This is a genomic window from Phycicoccus duodecadis (assembly GCF_002846495.1).
Classification (GTDB): domain Bacteria; phylum Actinomycetota; class Actinomycetes; order Actinomycetales; family Dermatophilaceae; genus Phycicoccus; species Phycicoccus duodecadis.
This window is the reverse complement of the sequence record NZ_PJNE01000001.1, coordinates 1,617,064-1,634,423: the sequence shown is the minus strand read 5'-3', so window position 1 is coordinate 1,634,423 and position 17,360 is coordinate 1,617,064. Positions and strand designations below refer to the sequence as shown.

At 67.8% G+C, this 17,360-nt stretch carries 17 protein-coding genes; 9 read left to right on the top strand and 8 right to left on the bottom strand.

From position 1 onward, the window contains the following. Positions 1–53: 53 nt before the first annotated feature. From ATL31_RS07565 to ATL31_RS07555, 3 genes are all read right to left on the bottom strand, one after another. Positions 54–1,559, bottom strand: a complete 1,506-nt coding sequence (locus tag ATL31_RS07565; RefSeq protein WP_143598355.1) for a S10 family peptidase — start codon at positions 1,557–1,559, stop codon at positions 54–56. An 18-nt stretch (positions 1,560–1,577) separates the two neighbouring features. Continuing rightward, a complete protein-coding gene (locus ATL31_RS07560) occupies positions 1,578–2,156 on the bottom strand; it encodes a TMEM165/GDT1 family protein (RefSeq protein WP_101395233.1) in 579 nt (192 codons plus the stop codon). A 226-nt stretch (positions 2,157–2,382) separates the two neighbouring features. Then, on the bottom strand, positions 2,383–2,853 hold the full coding sequence (locus tag ATL31_RS07555; protein ID WP_245862048.1) for a MarR family winged helix-turn-helix transcriptional regulator: 471 nt from the start codon (positions 2,851–2,853) through the stop codon (positions 2,383–2,385). Between the two features lie 76 nt (positions 2,854–2,929). Between ATL31_RS07555 and ATL31_RS07550 the strand changes: the two genes are divergently transcribed. The 3 genes from ATL31_RS07550 (at position 2,930) to ATL31_RS07540 (ending at position 5,336) form a co-directional block, all read left to right on the top strand. Further along, positions 2,930–3,121 carry a hypothetical protein gene (locus ATL31_RS07550; protein WP_170062492.1) on the top strand — a complete coding sequence of 64 codons (192 nt, stop codon included), beginning with the start codon at positions 2,930–2,932 and terminating at the stop codon, positions 3,119–3,121. Between the two features lie 88 nt (positions 3,122–3,209). Beyond that, complete coding sequence (locus tag ATL31_RS07545) at positions 3,210–4,238, top strand: NADP-dependent oxidoreductase (RefSeq protein WP_101395230.1); 1,029 nt, start codon at positions 3,210–3,212, stop codon at positions 4,236–4,238. Between the two features lie 141 nt (positions 4,239–4,379). Further along, positions 4,380–5,336: an aldo/keto reductase gene (locus tag ATL31_RS07540; RefSeq protein WP_101397361.1), complete on the top strand. Its 957-nt coding sequence runs from the start codon at positions 4,380–4,382 to the stop codon at positions 5,334–5,336. Positions 5,337–5,363: 27 nt separating this feature from the next. On the opposite strand, the gene ATL31_RS07535 is transcribed toward ATL31_RS07540, so the two are convergent. Both ATL31_RS07535 and ATL31_RS07530 read right to left on the bottom strand, forming a co-directional pair. Then, on the bottom strand, positions 5,364–5,840 hold the full coding sequence (locus ATL31_RS07535) for a CoA-binding protein (protein WP_101395229.1): 477 nt from the start codon (positions 5,838–5,840) through the stop codon (positions 5,364–5,366). After that, a complete protein-coding gene (locus ATL31_RS07530) occupies positions 5,837–7,132 on the bottom strand; it encodes an O-acetylhomoserine aminocarboxypropyltransferase/cysteine synthase family protein (RefSeq protein WP_101395228.1) in 1,296 nt (431 codons plus the stop codon). The genes ATL31_RS07535 and ATL31_RS07530 overlap by 4 nt, the downstream gene beginning before the upstream one ends. A gap of 622 nt (positions 7,133–7,754) precedes the next feature. On the opposite strand from ATL31_RS07530, the gene ATL31_RS07525 reads away from it, so the two are divergent. Further along, complete coding sequence (locus ATL31_RS07525) at positions 7,755–9,341, top strand: N-6 DNA methylase (RefSeq protein WP_101395227.1); 1,587 nt, start codon at positions 7,755–7,757, stop codon at positions 9,339–9,341. Between the two features lie 31 nt (positions 9,342–9,372). Here the strand turns inward: ATL31_RS07525 and ATL31_RS07520 are convergent, their stop codons facing one another. Both ATL31_RS07520 and ATL31_RS07515 read right to left on the bottom strand, forming a co-directional pair. Beyond that, complete coding sequence (locus tag ATL31_RS07520; RefSeq protein ID WP_101395226.1) at positions 9,373–10,569, bottom strand: phospholipase D-like domain-containing protein; 1,197 nt, start codon at positions 10,567–10,569, stop codon at positions 9,373–9,375. Between the two features lie 115 nt (positions 10,570–10,684). Then, complete coding sequence (locus tag ATL31_RS07515; RefSeq protein ID WP_143598354.1) at positions 10,685–11,425, bottom strand: hypothetical protein; 741 nt, start codon at positions 11,423–11,425, stop codon at positions 10,685–10,687. 105 nt (positions 11,426–11,530) lie between these two features. Between ATL31_RS07515 and ATL31_RS07510 the strand changes: the two genes are divergently transcribed. Continuing rightward, positions 11,531–12,181 carry a hypothetical protein gene (locus ATL31_RS07510; RefSeq protein ID WP_101395224.1) on the top strand — a complete coding sequence of 217 codons (651 nt, stop codon included), beginning with the start codon at positions 11,531–11,533 and terminating at the stop codon, positions 12,179–12,181. 294 nt (positions 12,182–12,475) lie between these two features. Here ATL31_RS07510 and ATL31_RS07505 read toward each other — a convergent pair whose 3' ends face one another. Beyond that, positions 12,476–13,294, bottom strand: coding sequence for a nuclease-related domain-containing protein (locus ATL31_RS07505; protein WP_101397359.1), 819 nt, complete (start codon positions 13,292–13,294; stop codon positions 12,476–12,478). Positions 13,295–13,431: 137 nt separating this feature from the next. On the opposite strand from ATL31_RS07505, the gene ATL31_RS07500 reads away from it, so the two are divergent. The 4 genes from ATL31_RS07500 (at position 13,432) to ATL31_RS07485 (ending at position 17,360) form a co-directional block, all read left to right on the top strand. Continuing rightward, on the top strand, positions 13,432–13,620 hold the full coding sequence (locus ATL31_RS07500) for a helix-turn-helix domain-containing protein (RefSeq protein WP_101395223.1): 189 nt from the start codon (positions 13,432–13,434) through the stop codon (positions 13,618–13,620). A gap of 516 nt (positions 13,621–14,136) precedes the next feature. Next, positions 14,137–14,391 carry a hypothetical protein gene (locus tag ATL31_RS07495; protein ID WP_101395222.1) on the top strand — a complete coding sequence of 85 codons (255 nt, stop codon included), beginning with the start codon at positions 14,137–14,139 and terminating at the stop codon, positions 14,389–14,391. Positions 14,392–14,394: 3 nt separating this feature from the next. Next, positions 14,395–14,820 carry a hypothetical protein gene (locus tag ATL31_RS07490; RefSeq protein ID WP_143598353.1) on the top strand — a complete coding sequence of 142 codons (426 nt, stop codon included), beginning with the start codon at positions 14,395–14,397 and terminating at the stop codon, positions 14,818–14,820. Continuing rightward, the gene (locus ATL31_RS07485) at positions 14,817–17,360 is read left to right on the top strand and encodes an ATP-binding protein (RefSeq protein WP_101395220.1); all 2,544 of its coding nucleotides are present in this window, start codon (positions 14,817–14,819) and stop codon (positions 17,358–17,360) included. Before ATL31_RS07490 ends, ATL31_RS07485 begins: the two co-directional genes overlap by 4 nt.

Here is a 17,360-nt window from a genome sequence, read left to right as displayed (position 1 = left end):
GCCCGGACGCCCCGGAGGCTCCGGGCCCGCCGACGGCGGCGCCGCCCCGCCGGTCAGCCGCCGCTGGCCCGCCGGACGAAGTCGGCGAGGTCGGCGCTCTGCCGCACCCGGGTGGGCTCGTGCACGTACATCATGTGACCCGCCGGGTAGGAGTGGTGCTCGATGTTGGCGGCCAGCTCCGGCGGCAGCCCGAGGCGCGAGAACGTCTCGCGAGCGGCGAAGTACGGCGTGGCGCCGTCGTGCCAGCCGTACGCCACGTGCACCTTGAGGTCGGGGTTGGTCCGCATGGCCCGGGCCAGCCGCCCGGTCACGTCCACCGGCCGTCCCTCGAACTCCTTGTACGACCACTCCTCGTGCGCGGCCGTGGAGAGCTGCTCGTAGGGCAGGTCGCTCTCGTAGCCGAGCTCGGTGCGCACGTAGTGGTTCCAGGCCGCGACGTACGGCCCGGTGATGGCGTCCATGCTCGGGTCGGCATCCATCACCTCGGCCACCGGGTTGCCGGCCGGCCCCGCGAACCGGCCGTCGATGCGGCCGACGACCTTGCGCTCGCGCCGCAGCAGCTCGGCGAAGAAGTGCAGGTGCTCGATGCGCAGGTCGCTGAGGTCGACGTACTCCTCGCTCAGCCCGGTGAGTCGGGCGATCGTGGCGACGGCGTCGCCGCGCTCGCCGGCGCTCAGCCGGTCCCCGCGCGAGAGGACCCACGGGTAGTCGCGCTCGGCGTACGCCTCGGCCTCGGCCAGCACATCGGCCAGCGGCCGGTCGCCGTGCCGGCCGTGGTGGTGCGCGATGGCCGCGTAGGTGGGCAGGTAGCCGACGTGGCCGCGGTCCTCGGGTTCGTGCAGCCCGATCGAGCCCAGGTCGAGGACGCTCGAGACCAGCACGACGCCGTTGAGGTACATCCCGCGCCGGGTCTGGAGGTGCTCGGCCACCGCGGCCGCCCGCACCGTGCCGTACGACTCGCCGGCGAGGAACTTCGGCGACAGCCAGCGGCCGTTGCGGGTCGTCCACAGCCGGATGACCTCGGCGACGCTCTCGACGTCACCGGTGAACCCGTGGAAGGGCCCGGCCTTGCCGCCCTCGACCGCCCGCGAGTACCCGGTCGAGACCGGGTCGACGAAGACCAGGTCGGCGACGGTGAGGAGGGTGTCGAGGTTGTCGGCGAGCCCGTACGGCGGGGCCTGGAGGCCGCCCACGTCACCGGAGACGACGCGCCGCGGCCCGAGCAGCCCCAGGTGCAGCCACACCGAGCTCGACCCGGGGCCGCCGTTGAAGGCGAACACCACCGGCCGCGGCCGCTCGTCCGGTGCCTCCACGACGTAGGAAGTGAGGAAGACCTCGGCCTTCGGCTGCCACCCGGTGAAGGTGCCGTCGGTCGACACCTCCTCGCGCAGCACGACCCGCCCGGTGGTCGCCGTGTAGGTCAGTGCCCCGCGGCCGTCGCCGAGGGTGTGCTCCGTGCTGACCAGGTCGTCGCCCGGCGGGGCGGGCGTGGCCCCGGTCCGCTCGCCGGGCGCTGGGGGCGGCTCGGGCGTCGTGGAGCCGGCGGGGCTGTCGTCCATCCCGCGACCCTAGTGGTCTCAGAACGCGCCGAGACCCTCGGCGATCAGGAGCAGGCCGAACACGACGAAGGCCGCCGCGGCACCGTACTTGATGGCCTTCTCGGGCAACGTGCGGCCCAGGACGGCCCCCACGCCGATGGCGAGCGCGTCGGCCGCGACCATCCCGACGGTGCTGCCGATCCAGGTACCGAGCCAGCCCTCGCGGGTGGCCAGGGTGATGGTGGCCAGCATCGTCTTGTCGCCGAGCTCCGCCAGGAAGAACGCGCCGCCGACGGCCAGCAGCGCGGCGCCGGTGCTGCGGCGCGCCTTGTCCGCCTCGTCCTCGGTGAGCTCGTCGCCGCGCAGCGTCCACGCGGCGAAGACCAGGAAGGCCACGCCCGCCACGATCGAGATCGCCCCTTGGTACTGCGAGAAGGCGGTGCCCACCAGCGCCCCGATACCCACCGAGAGCAGGTGCACGACGGCGGTGGCGGCGGTGATGCCGACGAGGACGTCGCGCACCCGGTAGCGCGTCGCGAACGTCATGGCCATGAGCTGGCTCTTGTCGCCGAGCTCGGCCACGAAGATGACGGCCGTGCTGATCAGGAAGGCGTTCATGTGATGGTCTCCTCGCGGCCGGCGAGGATCCTGGGGAGGACGTCTCGGCCGGACACGTCCTCGAAGGGCGGTCGTGAGCTGGCCGAAAGTCTCGTCCGCCACCGAAGGTGGCCCACCGCACCGGACCCGGGGGTCAGTGTGTCGACACGGCGATTGGGGACTACTCCCTTTCGGCGGCCAGGATAGCGGCGGTGCGGCGGCGCCGCGAAATCCGTCCCGCGGCCGTTCAGGTGGCGTTGCGGGTCGCGTCGATCAGGCCGGTCAGCCGGTCGCGGATGTCCTCGAGGTCGCCGATGTCCATGCCGAGCCGCGCCAGGACCGCGGGCGGGATGCGCTCGGCCCGGCGACGCAGGCGACGGCCGGCGGGGGTGAGCGACACCGCCACCACCCGCTCGTCGCGGGGGTCGCGGTCGCGGCGCACGTGCCCTGCGGTCTCGAGGCGCTTGAGGAGGGGCGAGAGCGTGGCGGGCTCGAGGCTGAGCCGCTCGGCGATCTCGGACACCCGCAGCGGGGCCTGCTCCCACAGCGCGAGCATCACGAGGTACTGCGGGTGGGTGAGGCCCATGGGGTGGAGCAGCGGCCGGTAGAGGGCGATGACGTTGCGCGAGGCCACGGCGAGCGCGAAACAGACCTGACGGTCGAGGGCGAGCAGGTCCCCGGCGGCCGGGCCGGGTTCGGGGGCGAGCTGGGTCGTCACGATTTCCATTCTAGGGCGACCAGGGATAGGTTCGTGCCACAACACTTAGGGCACTAATCAAATGGAGTGGGTCACTGTGGCACGTGCGGACGTCGAAGGGCTCTCGATCGGGTACCGCATCGGGTGGCGGTTCCGGTACCTCGCGACCAGCGTCTTCGGGCCGGCGCAGCTCGGCACCGCCGACGACCCCCAGCAGAAGCTGCTGCGCGAGCGGCAGCGGCGGGTCGAGCGCCTCCGGGCCGAGAAGGCGGCGCGCGCCGGCGGCTGAGCGGCCCCTGGGGAGCAGCGCACGGCATACCTGCACGGCCGTCGTCGTTGGACCTACCTGTTGCCCATCCGTCGACAGGAAGGTCGTCATGACCGACACCACCAGCGCCACCCCCTCGGCCGCCCCGCGAGAGGTACGCCTCGCCGCGCGACCCGTGGGCTGGCCGACGCCCGACGACTTCGAGCTGGCCACCAGCGACGTCCCCGCGCTCGCCGACGGGCAGCTGCGGGTGCGCAACGCCGTGATGTCGGTCGACCCCTACATGCGCGGCCGGATGAGCGCGGCCAAGTCCTACGCCGCCCCCTTCGCGGTCGGTGAGGCCATGGGTGGCGGAGCGGTCGGGGTCGTCGAGGAGTCGCGGGCCGACGGGTTCGCCGTCGGGGACCACGTCCTGCACGCGCTGGGCTGGCGCGAGGTGGCGGTCGTCGACGCCACGAGCGCGCGGGTCGTCGACGTCGACCGCGCCCCGGCGTCGGCCTACCTGGGCATCCTCGGGATGACCGGGCTCACCGCCTACGCCGGCCTCACCCGCATCGCGTCGCTGAAGGAGGGCGACGTCGTGTTCGTCTCCGGGGCAGCCGGGGCCGTGGGGGGCGCCGTGGGCCAGCTGGCCAAGGCGCTCGGCGCGAGCCGGGTCATCGGCAGCGCCGGCTCGGCCGAGAAGGTGCGCCACCTGGTCGAGGACCTGGGCTTCGACGCGGCCTTCAGCTACAAGGACGGGCCGGTCGCGAAGCAGCTGCGCGAGGCCGCGCCCGACGGCATCGACGTGTACTTCGACAACGTGGGTGGCGAGCACCTCGAGGCGGCCGTGGGCTCGCTGAACCTCGGCGGCCGCATCGCGGTCTGCGGGATGATCTCGGTCTACAACGACACCGAGCCCACGCCCGGCCCGCGCAACCTGGCGCGCCTCATCCAGACCCGCGGCCTCATCCAGGGCTTCCTGGTCGGCGACCACTACGACCTGGCCGGCGAGTACGCCGAGCGCGCCGCCGGCTGGCTGGCCGACGGCACGCTCACCTCGCGCGAGACCTTCGCCGACGGCATCGAGCACGCGGTCGACGCCTTCCTGGGGGTCCTCAAGGGCGAGAACACCGGCAAGATGGTCGTCCGCCTCTGACGCCGGCGCCGTCGCGCGGCACTCCCTTCTCGAGAGGAGGCGACACGCGGAGGTCCCGTCCCTGGAATCCGCGTGTCACCTCCTCTCGACCGCGCCGTCGGGCCGGCTCGCCGCGCGACGTAGGTTGGCGGCATGAGCGAGATGACCTACCGCCCCCTGGGTGACAGCGGCCTGATGGTGTCCGTCGTCGGCGTCGGCTGCAACGCCTTCGGCTCCCGCATCGACCTCGACCGCACGTGCGAAGTCGTCGACGCTGCCATCGACGCGGGCATCACCCTCTTCGACACCGCCGACTCCTACGGCGACGGGGCCAGCGAGGAGCTGCTGGGCCAAGCCCTCGGTTCCCGCCGTGACCAGGTCGTGCTGGCCACGAAGTTCGGGATGGGCGAGCACCACGCCGAGCACTTCGGCGCTCACGGGTCGCGCCGCTACGTGCGCCGGGCCGTCGAGGCGAGCCTGCGCCGGCTCGGCACCGACCACATCGACCTGTACCAGCTGCACCGGCCCGACCCCATCACCCCGCTCGAGGAGACCCTGGGCGCGATGAGCGAGCTGGTCACCGAGGGCAAGGTGCGCTACCTCGGCTCCTCGAACCTGGCCGCCTGGCAGGTCGTGGACGCCGACTGGGTCGCGCACTCCAACGGGCTGCAGCGCTTCGTCTCGGCGCAGAACGAGTACTCGCTCTACAACCGGGTGGCCGAGGACGAGCTCGTCCCCGCCTGCGAGGCCGTGGGCGTGGGGCTGCTGCCCTACTTCCCGCTCGCCTCCGGGCTGCTCACCGGCAAGTACCGCCGGGGCGCGGCAGCACCGCAGGGCTCGCGCCTCGAGAACCAGGCGCGGCGTCTCGAGGAGGCCGACTGGGACCGCATCGAGGCACTCGAGGCCTTCGCCGCCGAGCGCGACATCTCGATGCTCACGCTGGCCGTCGGGGGGCTCGCCGCGCAGCCCGCGGTGTCGAGCGTCATCTCGGGCGCGACGCGCCCCGAGCAGGTGCGCGCCAACGCCGAGGCCGGGCTCTGGGACCCGACGCTCGAGGACCTCGCGGCGCTCGACGCCCTGCGCGAGCCGCCGGCGTTCTCGTACACGACCTTCGCCTGAGGGTCGAGCCCCGGCGCCGGACGAGCCTCAGCGGCGGCGGGCGGAGATGACACCGGTGTCGAAGCCGGCCAGGTGCAGGCCGCCGGCGAACCGGGCGTGCTCGATCTTCAGGCACCGGTCCATCACGACGTCGAGCCCGGCGGCGGTGGCGCGCTCGGCCACCGCGCCGTCCCAGAGCCCGAGCTGGAGCCAGATGGCCTTGGCGCCGACCGCGAGGGTCTCGTCGAGCACCTCGGGCAGGTCCGAGGCCTTGCGGAACACGTCGACCAGGTCCGGCGCCTCGGGCAGCGCCGCGAGCGACGGGTACACCGGGTGGCCGAGGATCTCGGTCACGGACGGGTTCACGAACCACAGCGTGAAGTCGGTGCTCGACAGCAGGTAGGTCGCCACGAAGTAGCTGGCCCGCGAGGGCTTGGCCGACGCCCCGACGATCGCGACCGTGCGGGTGCGACGCAGGAGCGCCCTGCGCTCCTGCGCGGATGGGGGCGCCCACGCGGCGCTCATCGGGCGTCCTTCTCGGCGGTGGCCAGGGCCTGGTCGAGGTCCCAGAGGATGTCCTCGACGTCCTCGAGCCCGACGCTGATCCGCACCAGGTCCTCGCCGACCCCGGCGGCCTCGAGCTGGTCGACCCTCAGCTGCTGGTGGGTGGTGCTCGCGGGGTGGATGACGAGGGTCCGCGCGTCCCCGATGTTGGCCAGGTGGCTGCACAGCTGGAGCGACTCGATGAACCGTGCCCCGGCGTCCCGGCCGCCGCGGACGCCGAACGAGAAGACCGCGCCGGGGCCCTTCGGCGTGTAGCGCTGCGCCCGCTCGTGGTGCGGGTGGTCGGGCAGCCCGGCCCAGCTGACCCAGCCGACCCGCGGGTCCTGGTCGAGCCGGCGCGCCACCTCGTGGGCGTTGGCCAGGTGGGCGTCCATCCGCTGCGGCAGCGTCTCGATGCCCTGCAGCAGCAGGAACGCCGAGTGCGGCGAGAGGGCGGGCCCGACGTCCCGCAGCTGCTCGCTGCGCAGCTGGGTCAGGAAGCCGTACTCGCCGAAGTTGCCCCACCACTCGATGCCGCCGTACGACGGCACGGGCTCGGTCATCCGCGGGAACCTGCCGTTGCCCCAGTCGAACCGGCCGCTTTCGATGACCACGCCGCCGAGCGTCGTCCCGTGCCCGCCGAGGAACTTCGTCGCGCTGTGGATCACGATGTCGGCGCCGTGCTCGATGGGGCGGCACAGCCAGGGGGTCACCGTGGTCGCGTCGACGACCAGCGGGATGCCGGCGGCGTGCGCGACGTCGGCCAGCCCGGCCAGGTCGGCGACCTCGCCGCTGGGGTTGGCCACGACCTCCGCGAAGAGGCAGCGGGTGGCCGGGGTGATCGCGGCCGCGTAGTCGACCGCGTCGGTGCCGCGGACGAACGTCGTCTCGACCCCGAAGCGGCGCAGCGTGACGTCGAGCTGGGTCAGGGTGCCGCCGTAGAGGCTGCCGGCCGCGACGATGTGGTCGCCGGCCCCGGCCAGGGCCGCGAAGACGAGGAACTCGGCGGCCAGCCCGCTGGCGGCGGCGACGGCCCCGATGCCGCCCTCGAGGCTCGCCATCCGCTCCTCGAAGGCCGCGACGGTGGGGTTGCCGATGCGGGTGTAGATCGAGCCGTACTTCTGCAGCGCGAAGAGGCTGGCGGCGTCGGTGGTGTCGTCGAAGACGAAGCTGCTCGTCTGGTAGATCGGCACCGCTCGCGCGCCGGTGGTGGGGTCGGGTGCCCCGCCGGCATGCAGGGCGCGGGTGCGGAACCCCCAGCTGCGATCGGTCATGACGTCAGGATCCCATGGTCACGGTCGTGGGCCCGTGCGAGGCAGCGAGGAAGCCCGGTTCCTGGACAGGGCCCGGCGCCCCGCGAGAGTCGCGGGATGCCGTGCGACTCCCGAGCGGGACTCAGTGGGCGCCAGGGCGTGTAGGTGGTGGGCCCCGTGGGACTCGAACCCACAACCTACGGATTGGGAATTCAACATGCTCGGGCGTTCCTGACGTGGTCCCTCACCTGCCCAGTTGTCGACGGGCGGTGGTGACTGCTGCTGGTCCCCCACGGGCGCATGTGTCCTGCCATGTGTCCCCGCTCGCACCCCTCCATCAGCGTTTCGTTGGCCATCCGGTTTGGACCCCGACTCCGGACGGCGAAGGGGCGGGGCCTGCCCGTCATGGTGGTCCGGAGGCAGCCGCACGTCGCTACCAGCCATCTTGGTGCTTCTCGCGATCGATGGCCACGGCAGGCCAGCGGGACGACTCGCTGCCCGCTGATGGAACCCTCCCCGTGTCAGAGCGGCGCGGTAGATATGGTGCAGCGAGGCGAAGCAGGGAGCACCACCCATCGCAGGATGGCCGTCGCCCGTTCCAGCCCTCAGGTGTGAGGCAGACAGAGAACCAGGAGGCTCACGAATGACCACGGCACTGTCGGAGCGTCAGGTGAGCATTCAGCGACAGATGGGCGCGTACTACACGCCGTCCTCCGCGGCCGAGTACATGGCCGACTGGGTGCTGCGCGGTGACCAGGACACTATCCTCGAACCCAGCTTTGGAGATGGTGCGTTTCTAAGGGCGCTAAAGATAGTCGCCGCGAAGCGTGAGTTACAGCAGATGCACGTTCGCGGTGTGGAACTGGATGAGCCCGCGGTGGGCGCGGCTGTTTCTGGACAACTGATCCACGAATCTGAGGTCGTGAGCGGTGACTTCCTCGCTCAGCCGCCACACCCGGTGGATGCTGTCATCGGCAACCCGCCCTATGTGCGGCTTCGTCATGTGGACTCAGCGGCACGGAGCCGCGCGCTCGCAGTCGCACACGACCGCTTACCGTCAGGGATGGAGCCGAGTGGAAGCATTTGGATGCCCTTCGTCATTCATGCGTCCAACTTCCTGCGTATAGGCGGGCGACTGGCATTCGTATTGCCATATGAACTGACATACGTGCGGTACGCGCGCCCACTGTGGCAGTTCTTGGGACAGAACTTTTCATCTCTCCGAGTCGTACGTGTCTTCGAGCGGGTCTTCCCAGACATTCTGCAAGACGTGGTCCTTCTCTTTGCGGATGGCCATGGGGGCCGGAGCTCAACAGTGGAGTTCGAGACCTACGAAGCAGTGGCCGACCTCGCGCTCCATCGTCCCGCAACCGTTTCCACCTTGGACGTCGAGCGGATTGTCCAGGGTGAACGCGATTTCGTCCGAGCCCTACTTGCCCAAGAACTACGTGACCTTCTTGATCGGCTGGCCCCGATAACGCGGCCGGCTGCCGAAGTAATGAAGTTGAGAATTGGCTACGTATCAGGGGATAAGACGTTCTTTCATCCCAGTCCAGAGACGGTCAAGGCATACAAGCTGCCGCGGGGAGTGCTCCGACGAGCTGTGACAACGACTCGCAGCCTCCGGGGCAGAGGGTTGTTCACGTCTCACATGCCAAGCTACGACACGCTCTTCCACCCCGCATCAAAAGGAGGACTCTCCGCCGCGGAAGCAGACTACGTTGCCGAAGGGGCTCGGAGAGGCGTCGCCAATCGCTATAAGTGCAAAGTGCGTGATCCATGGTATCTGGTGCCTGGAGTGCTGACGCCGGACTTGATTCTGTCCGTTTTCAGCTCCACCCCCCTCCTCATGGTCAACGACGCAGGGTGCGTAGCGAGTAATAGTTTGCTGTGCGGGTACCTGTCTAAGGGTTCAGACCCCGCGCTGATTGCAGCCAGTTGGTATACGTCGCTGACCTTGCTCGAGTGCGAATTGAGAGTTCACTCGCTGGGTGGTGGTGTCATGGTGATGATCCCGGGCGAGGCCTCAGAGGTGCGCATTGCTATGGCCTCTACTTCCGAGCACGCGGTGCTCATCGATCAGCGCCTGAAGTCTGGGGACATCCGGGGGGCATACGAACTGGGTGACGAGGCGGTCCTCCGCGGGGGGCTCGCGCTGTCGGATCGAGAGGTTGAGCTCATCCGCGACGGAGTGGATGTTCTCACTCGGTGGCGTGAATCTGCTCAGTAGTGCAAACGTGCGACTGGGGTCCGGACGGCATTTACAGAAAGGGTCCAACCGCATGGCGGTCGAGAGTTAGACGGTAGGTGCCGTCGCTGAGCTTCTCCAGGGTGACGATATCTCCCGTGTGATCGACTCGCTTTCGCAGGTACTCGCTCAGGGTGCTTCCCCAGTGCAAAAACGAGGACCGGTTCCCTTGGCCGGACTCAAACAGGGTGTTGTGTTCAACGACCAAGTTGAACGTTCCCAGATCTTTTCCTCTGGCGATAACTTCAACAGTCACTGTCGCGACCTCCGTGGTTGCTCGTCTACCTGGTGCCCAAGCGGCATCGCCGAAGAAGATGTTGCGGAAGTACGTGCCTTGTCTAATCGGGTGGGGTTGTTGCCCGGGGATGCCTGGACCTTGCGTGAGGGTAAGGTGCCCTTGGGGGTTGGTGTTGCCTCCCACCCGGCTCACGCTTGACGCAGGTACGCGCTTGTACCAGCGTCGCAGAACAGTTGCTGGCGATGCGGTCGGATTCCCGGCCGTTGGGACACGTTTCGTCGTGGCAGCAGACGAGCCCGGACCGGTACGACTTCCAGCTGCCCTTCGGAGATTCAGCGTCGAAGTGCCAAAGAGTGAGTTCCCGCCTCCTCCTGCCGCACTCGCGGCTCGCCCGTTGGCCCTGTCCGGGGCGTCCTCGTCTCCAACTAGGTATCTAGGATCAGAAATGAGCTGCGCGAGGGTTCCAAGGGTGAGCTCTTTTGTGGCCTCGTCGTCACCTATTAGAGTGTCGATGTATTCTTGGAATTGTTGGACCACGACCTCGTCGGAAGCAGAGGATCTGTCCGCCTCTAACAGCGCGCCAACTTCGAAGTTGGTTACAAGGCCACCAAGGGTAAGGTTGTGAGATCCCACCAATAGCGTGGCATGATCATCACCATAGCCGGCGTAGACCTTAGTGTGAAAGGTTCTCCCAGCATGGTGAACAATGTACGCTTCAGTCGCCAATTCGGCCACGAGCTCTAGGCCTTGACGAGTCGCCCCTCCCTGGCTGACGCCCGTGACGATTCGGAGAATGCCTCCGCGCGAGGTGAACGAGCGCAGGCTCTCCGCGACCTGACTGAACCCGCTTCGTTTGGCCCAGGCCACGGCGATGTCAATCCGGTCAATCTCGGCGTCCGCAGCCAGCGCAGCGATCACCATGGCGGCCGTGGGCGAATGGGTCAACGGTTGAGTCACCAGGCTGACGCGCATGCGTGCAGCATGCCCTAATTGTGATCAAGAGGGTCGGAAGTGGATCTCGCCGGGAGCGGCGTGGCGGATTGTCGGTCCTAGCGAAGGTGTGCGGCGCGGGCCCTGAACCCGTCTCCTACTGGAACATGTCCATCCAGATGTGCCTGTCCTTAAAGGTGCTGATCATGCGATCTGTGAACGTGGAAACACGCAGGTCATTCTTTGCGAGAGGAACGCCAGCTTGTACCAGCCCGTCGTCGACGGTCGGAGGCTTGGCGTCGAAATCTACTACCATGTACGCGAATTGGTCGTAAACGCCTCGAATGTCTTTGTAAGAGGTGCCGTCACGTCCGGTAATGGCGCTGTACATCTTGGCGTAGCGAGCATGATCGGGGAATTCGTCTCCCAGGACCTTCTTCCCGTTGACGGTTCTCCACTTCTTACTCACCTTCGGATGCAGGTAAACGTATCCGATTACGGCCATAGGGAACCGGTCCTGCAAACTGATGCACTCGCCAACTATTCCTTGGTAGTACTCCAACACATTGTTCCCAATGGAACTCATTTGGCTGCGCACGCCGACGATCATCAATGGCCCGTTGTGGGGGTGGACCACGGCAACGTCCGCATCCTTGGGCTTATGGGAACCAAAGAGTTTCACCTCCTTCATGACCTGCACGCCTTCCCGCCGAGCGCTGTCCAGGAGGGAGGCGTCCAGCTCGCCCGCGAGATGATCATGGAGGGTCTTGATAAAGGCTTGGCTGCGTACGGCGGCCACCGGATCGGCGCGGTATTTCGCGCCCATGTCCGCGAGGACATCGTGAAGGGGGGGTGCAATCGTCAAGGGAGTCGCGCCGGTCCGCCGGCTGGGAGGCATGAGTGGAACGATATCCGCTGTGGCTCCTCCGATGAGGGCGGTTGGTGCCACTCCGACCGAAGGATGGGGTGCCTGGTGCTGAATTCGGATGTGGACGGTCCTGCCGTGATTGTCGACCAGCTACAGCTACCGATCCCAGGTGTGCGCGCTCTCTCCCTGGCAGAGCGCCTGGAGGAGTGGTTGGATGCATCGCCAGTCGACTCGGCGGACGGCTTGGTCGCGCGCCTGTTCCTTCAGGACCGCGCAACGCGACGGGAACGGGCCCGCCGTTGGGGTCTTGTCCGCGACATCGAGACGAGGCACGAGACTGGCTGGGGGCAACTGTTCCACGGAGGCCTAGAGACCATGTGGCTAGTCCACGAGAGCGCACTCTGTCTCATTCGCGGGCAGAGCCTGGCCTCGCTCATGTGCGCGCATGCTGCCTGCGAGCGACACCTCGCGGGCATCCTGTCGATCTCCGACGATCTTCCGGAGAGATGGGAGCGATGGGGGTTGGGGAGACTGATGACGACGGCAGCCGACAGGGGTGTGATTACGCAGGAGTTACTGTCGCGGTTGAGCGCCCTCAACGAGGCGAGGAAGGTGTCTGCGCATTTCAAGGCTCCTCTCCACAAGTCATCTCTGATGGCGAGGGCGCAGCTCGCCGAGGACCTTGAGCCGGATGTGGAGCGCCGTCTGGATGCGATCGCAGAGAGTGACGCGCTAGAAGCATTGGATGTGGCGCTCACTCTTGTGCATTCCGCTGTTTGGCCGTAGACACCACCGGACCGAGGACGGCGCGCCAGCGCCGCCCGCAGGGCCGCGGCGCGCAGCGCCGCCTTGATCCTATAGAGGCAAATTCGGCAGAGCATCGGAATGGTCCACGCCGGAGGTAGCGACCCACACGCTCAGTCAGAGGAGGTCGCGCAACCAGCTGGCACCTCATAGGCGGTGCTCCTGTCGACCGGCCGAGCCTCGTAGGCTGGCAGCGCGGGCATTCTGGGACGGCCGGTCGGCGTATTCTCCCCCCAACCCATAGCGCGTTCTTCGCCGCTTGGGCACGGATACACCTCAGGACGCCGGCAACGCCTTTGCGAGAATGCCGTGCACCTCGGCGATGGTTTCGGTGGTGAGGGGGCCTTCTGCTTGGAGCTTCGGGTAGAGCTTCTTGGGCCAGAGGGCGTGCACGTCGCGAATGGTGAAGTTGCCGCCGAGCAGTGGCCAGTCGGCCTCTATGAAGCAGAGGGCCCCGTGCACTGGTACCTCGGGCTCGAGGAGTGCGCGCACGACGTCGACTTGTTTGAGTACCCCGTCGACGAGCTTGGTGCAGTCGCGTGAGCCGATCATCAGCCGTTCGACGCGTGGCCGGAAGAGCCCACCGTCGATCTTAAGGTGCGGGCGGCCGCGGTACTTCTTGGCGTCGATGACATAGACGCCGGTCGGTGTCACGGCCAGGTGGTCGATGTTCGCCCTGCTCCTTGGCATCCGACGGTCGTGCAACAACCGGATCTTCCCGGAGGCGAGGCGGTCGAGGCCCCCGCCGAGCTTCTCCTCGCCTAGTGCGCCGGTGTTCCATGCGTTGGTGGACTGAGGTTCTTCGGAGACGGCGAGGATCAAGCCGCCGAGTTTCGGGTGCTTGGCACGGATCCGCTCTTCGCGCGCTGCTTTGCGCCGTTCGAACTCCCGACGCGCTGACGCTCCTGCCGTTCCGGTAGGAACCACCTCAGGAAGAGCGAGGTCGAGCTCGTGACCGGCTGGCACAGCATCGGGCGTACTGACCTCATGGGTGACACATCGCACCGTCCTAGTCACCCGTTCGTAGATCGCATCCCCTTTCGCTGGCAGCTGCGACCCACAGATTCGGCATGTTCCGGCGTAGCGCAGGCGCATGCGCTCCTCCTCCGTTCCCCCGTCCATGTTCCCCACGGTATTTCGCCGCGGTCGCTCAACGCAGGAGGTTGCGTCAGATCCCTCCTTCAGCACCGGTAACCCTCAGTCCCGTGAACCTGTGGCTCTACTCTTAAAGCATGGTCAAGCGGCAATACGAGTCATTGGCTCAAGCCGCCGATCGTACTGGCATCAGCGTGAAAACGCTTCGGCGCCGGATCATCGATGGCGAGTTGGTCGCCTACAGGTCGGGTCGACTGATTCGGGTGGAGCCCAAGGCGGTGGATGCGATGTTCCGGCAGGTGCCCACGAAGGGCTTTCTCCGATAGCCCGCCGACGAAGTCACACCGCCGGGAGCTGGTATCGCACGGGAACCTCGTGCCGCCACTGGGCGAGGGGTCACGTCTGGCCGAATACTCTGCCTTCCTAGCCGACGCCGCCGGATGATCGCATCGCTGCGTGATGGAGCGCAGCCAAGGTCTCGTTGATGCACAGCCTGACCTATCCGGTTGAGCGAGTCCCTGGCCCCATACCGGGCTGGTTCCTCTTAGCGGAGCATCTGTAGGGTCCGACGGGTTGGGTCAAGGGTGGCCGGAGGCCATCACGCAGTGACGCCGTAGGCGCCCTTGACGCGTTCCGCCGGGCCCGGATGATGGGGAGCGGGGGAGCCAGACCGAACAGTTCCTCCAACCTGCAGACCTGGGATATCGCCGCCTTGGTCGTCATGGGCCGCTCGTTGACGAGATATCCACAGTTTGCGACATCTCCTTGAACGACGCGTACGCGTCTGGCGGACTGGATAGCAGGGGACCTTCCGGCCTCTGCCGTTCGATCAAGGGGACACCATGAACGAGTTCGTTGCGCTCGCGCGCGTCACAGGGGACACCGCCAACCTGCAGTCGTGGATCAAGGGCAACATCATCCCGCTGCTCCTCCTACTCATCGCTGTCATGCTTTTCGTCTTCGCCCAGCGTGGAGACAACGCCAAGGCAATGCGCGTCGTGGCCGGCGTGATCGTGGCGCTTGCGGTGCTTGGCGTGGCAAGCAGCGGTCGCGCCGACGAGGTTGGCACCTGGCTCGCGTCGCTCGTCACGGGTTGAACGATGCGCCTGCCTGTGGACGATGAGATTTACGACGTCAACGCCGTCTGGCTCGGCCCACCGGGCAAGACGCTGCCATTCCGCGCTCGCTACGTCGCCTACGGCGTTGGCGCAGCGGTCTTCGTCCTGCTCCAGATCGCCGAACGCCGGCTCGGTATTGGTGTCGGGTTCTTCGCGCTGGCGTACACGCTGCTGGTTACGGTGGGCGTAACGAAGGTCATTTTGCGCGTGGTGGACCATGACCGGCCGCTTAGTGCGGTCCTGCGCGGGCTGATCAACGAGGTCAACGCACCGCGTGCCCAGAAGCGAGGGAAGACCTCTATCCTGCGTCCGGCCCGGGTCCGCGCTGTCCCCCCGCGCCCGGGCCGGATCCGGCGCCGGGGGCGCCACTCCGCCGTCGCGGAGCTCAACGACCGGGCCACACGATGAGCAGCCGGGGCCTGTCGCTGCGGCGGATCACCGGGCATTGCACGGTGGCGGGTGACCGGGTCACTGCCTGGTACCAGCTCGCGCCACAGGGCTGGTCGTTCCGCCCTGACAATGCCCGCGAGCGGCTCATCGTCGACACCGCCGACGCGCTCGCACAGCTGACGAAGCGAAAGCTGCACCTTCGAGTGACAACGCGGCCCTACCCGGTCTCGAGGTGGGCGCAGGCGCACGACGCGAATGCCCCTGCCCCGTTGCCGGGTTGGCCCGAGCACCTCATCCGCGATCAGGTGCAGCTCGCCAGGCGCAACATGGCGGACAAGGAGGTCTACCTCGGTGTTGACCTAGGGACGTCCCGGCGAGTTCTGCACGCCCTGAGCGGCTTGGCCGGAAGAGCGGCAGATAGGGAGGTCGCCGCGATGGCCAGGCCGATCCGTGAGGTCGACGACCTCCTCCGGCACCCGGGGTTCGAGGGGACGCCCGCATCACCCCGGCAACTGGAATGGTTGCTCCACCGGTCCTGCTCACTGGGTCTGCCGGCACCCCTAACGCTGGGGGCGGCCGAAGTCGCGCACTGGGAGCAAGACGACCTGGACGAGTTCACCGACCATGTCACCTGGACCGCGGTGCCCTACGGGCGAACGATCATTGTCCGAGGCGAGGCAGACGACGTCGAGATCCAGCGTCACGTCTGTGTCCTGTCGGTGGGGCGCATGACGGACCTCGATATCCCGCCAGGCGTGCCCTGGATCCAGCGCACTGACCAGCTGCCGTTCCCGGTCGAGTGGTCGGCGAGAGTGACGATCGAGGATGCCGGTCGCGTGGGAATGGCGATGCGGCGCAGCATCCAGCGCATCCGCTCGCAGAAGGAGCACTACGAGCACGAGCACGCCGAGCCGGCGCCCGGGGCGCTCGACCGGCAGGCCTCGAAGGCACTGGTCGTGGAGGACGAGCTGTCGAGCGGTCTGTCCGGCCTCAGTACTCGCACCGCCGGCTGGTACCGCATCGCGGTGTCTGGGGTCTCGGAGGAAGAGGCGCTCGACAGGGCCGCCGCGGTGCGTCAGCTCTTCGCTCCGCAGGTGACGATCTCCCGGCCCGCCGACCAGTACGCGGTGGCCCGGGAGTTCATCCCGGGGGAGAAGCTGGCAACGACGGCTTACAGGCGCCGGATGCCGGTGACGACTTTGGCTGCAGCGGTCCCGACCGCCACGGCGAAGGTCGGCGACCGTGTCGGCATCCACCTGGGTGAGACGTCCGGCACGTCGTCGAGTGTGGTCACCTGGGAGCCGTGGAAGGCGACCGAGCAAGCTGAGGAATCCGGGCTCGCGGTCATCTGTGCGGGACTGGGCGGCGGCAAGTCGACCGCCGGCGGCAACATCATCTACCGCACTGTCATGCAGGGCGTCTCGTGGACCGTCCTCGACCCGTCGGGCAGGCTCACTGCTTTGTGCCGGCTGCCTCAGCTCGCCGCCGCCTCCAAGTCGGTCGACCTGCTCGACGCCGCCCCCGGAGCACTTTGCGCGTACCGGGTCATCGCCGAACCCCGCCGCGAGCACTACTACAACGAGGTTGAATGGCGCGTAGCCCAGGTCAACGCTCAGGCCACCCGACGACTGCTGGCAAGCAGCGTGCTGAGGTCTGTCCTGCCGCGACAGATGCAGGACCACGTGCTCACCGAGGTTGCGTTGATGCGTGCGGTCGGCGCTGTATCGGCCACGGTGACGTCCAGCCTCTCCGAGGTGGTCACCGCGCTGGGGCGAGTTGACGGTGACCCCGAGCTGCAACGGCACGCCGGCTACATGCACGACTTCCTCGCCGAGGCCGCGCGGACCAGCCATGGGCGGCTGCTCTTCCCGCCCGGATACCGCAACGACTACGACGCCGAGGAGTCGCTCCTGACCGTGTACTCCCTGCGCGGGCTGACGTTCCCCGACGAGAACGCCAAGGGGAGCGAGGACCTCGACGAGCGGCTGAGCATGTGCGTGCTCTACATGGCCGCCTGGCTGGCCCAGCGAGCGATGTACCTCGGCGACGTGCATGCCCGCAAGGGCATCTTCATCGATGAGGCCTGGGCGCTGTCGACGTTCACGACGGGGCGCCGGTTCATCGAACGCGCCGGTCGCGACAGCCGCAAGCACAACACCCGGGTGCTAATGGCCAGCCAGAACCCCTCCGACCTGCTGCGGCTGGACCTCGCGAACCTCGTGTCGGCAGCGTTCATCGGCCGACTCACCGACGAGACAGCACAACAGGATGCCCTGCGGTTCATCCCCGGCATCCAGCCGGGTCAGGGATACGAGGCCATCTTCGAGTCGCTCTCGCGGCCGACCGCGACGGGTCGTCGAGGGCCCCGTGAGTTCGTGTTCAGCGACGGCGCGGGAGGGGTGGAACGGATCCGTATGGACCTGTCCGCCCACCCCGAGGTGCTCGCGGCACTGGACACCACTGCTGACCCCACGAAGACCCGAACCCATGGTGCAGGGCACGTCCGGCCAGTTGCCGTCGACCGGGCCTTCAATGGCGTTGCGCGAGAGAGCGCCTGA

What these genes read in the sequence shown, in the direction of transcription:
- ATL31_RS07565 (WP_143598355.1), bottom strand. Translation starts at nt 1,559, where the DNA reads ATGGACGACAGCCCCGCCGGCTCCACGACGCCCGAGCCGCCCCCAGCG.
- ATL31_RS07560 (WP_101395233.1), bottom strand. Translation starts at nt 2,156, where the DNA reads ATGAACGCCTTCCTGATCAGCACGGCCGTCATCTTCGTGGCCGAGCTC.
- ATL31_RS07545 (WP_101395230.1), top strand. Translation starts at nt 3,210, where the DNA reads ATGACCGACACCACCAGCGCCACCCCCTCGGCCGCCCCGCGAGAGGTA.
- ATL31_RS07540 (WP_101397361.1), top strand. Translation starts at nt 4,380, where the DNA reads ATGACCTACCGCCCCCTGGGTGACAGCGGCCTGATGGTGTCCGTCGTC.
- ATL31_RS07535 (WP_101395229.1), bottom strand. Translation starts at nt 5,840, where the DNA reads ATGAGCGCCGCGTGGGCGCCCCCATCCGCGCAGGAGCGCAGGGCGCTC.
- ATL31_RS07530 (WP_101395228.1), bottom strand. Translation starts at nt 7,132, where the DNA reads ATGACCGATCGCAGCTGGGGGTTCCGCACCCGCGCCCTGCATGCCGGC.
- ATL31_RS07525 (WP_101395227.1), top strand. Translation starts at nt 7,755, where the DNA reads ATGACCACGGCACTGTCGGAGCGTCAGGTGAGCATTCAGCGACAGATG.
- ATL31_RS07520 (WP_101395226.1), bottom strand. Translation starts at nt 10,569, where the DNA reads ATGCGCGTCAGCCTGGTGACTCAACCGTTGACCCATTCGCCCACGGCC.
- ATL31_RS07515 (WP_143598354.1), bottom strand. Translation starts at nt 11,425, where the DNA reads ATGCCTCCCAGCCGGCGGACCGGCGCGACTCCCTTGACGATTGCACCC.
- ATL31_RS07505 (WP_101397359.1), bottom strand. Translation starts at nt 13,294, where the DNA reads ATGCGCCTGCGCTACGCCGGAACATGCCGAATCTGTGGGTCGCAGCTG.
- ATL31_RS07500 (WP_101395223.1), top strand. Translation starts at nt 13,432, where the DNA reads ATGGTCAAGCGGCAATACGAGTCATTGGCTCAAGCCGCCGATCGTACT.
- ATL31_RS07495 (WP_101395222.1), top strand. Translation starts at nt 14,137, where the DNA reads ATGAACGAGTTCGTTGCGCTCGCGCGCGTCACAGGGGACACCGCCAAC.
- ATL31_RS07490 (WP_143598353.1), top strand. Translation starts at nt 14,395, where the DNA reads ATGCGCCTGCCTGTGGACGATGAGATTTACGACGTCAACGCCGTCTGG.
- ATL31_RS07485 (WP_101395220.1), top strand. Translation starts at nt 14,817, where the DNA reads ATGAGCAGCCGGGGCCTGTCGCTGCGGCGGATCACCGGGCATTGCACG.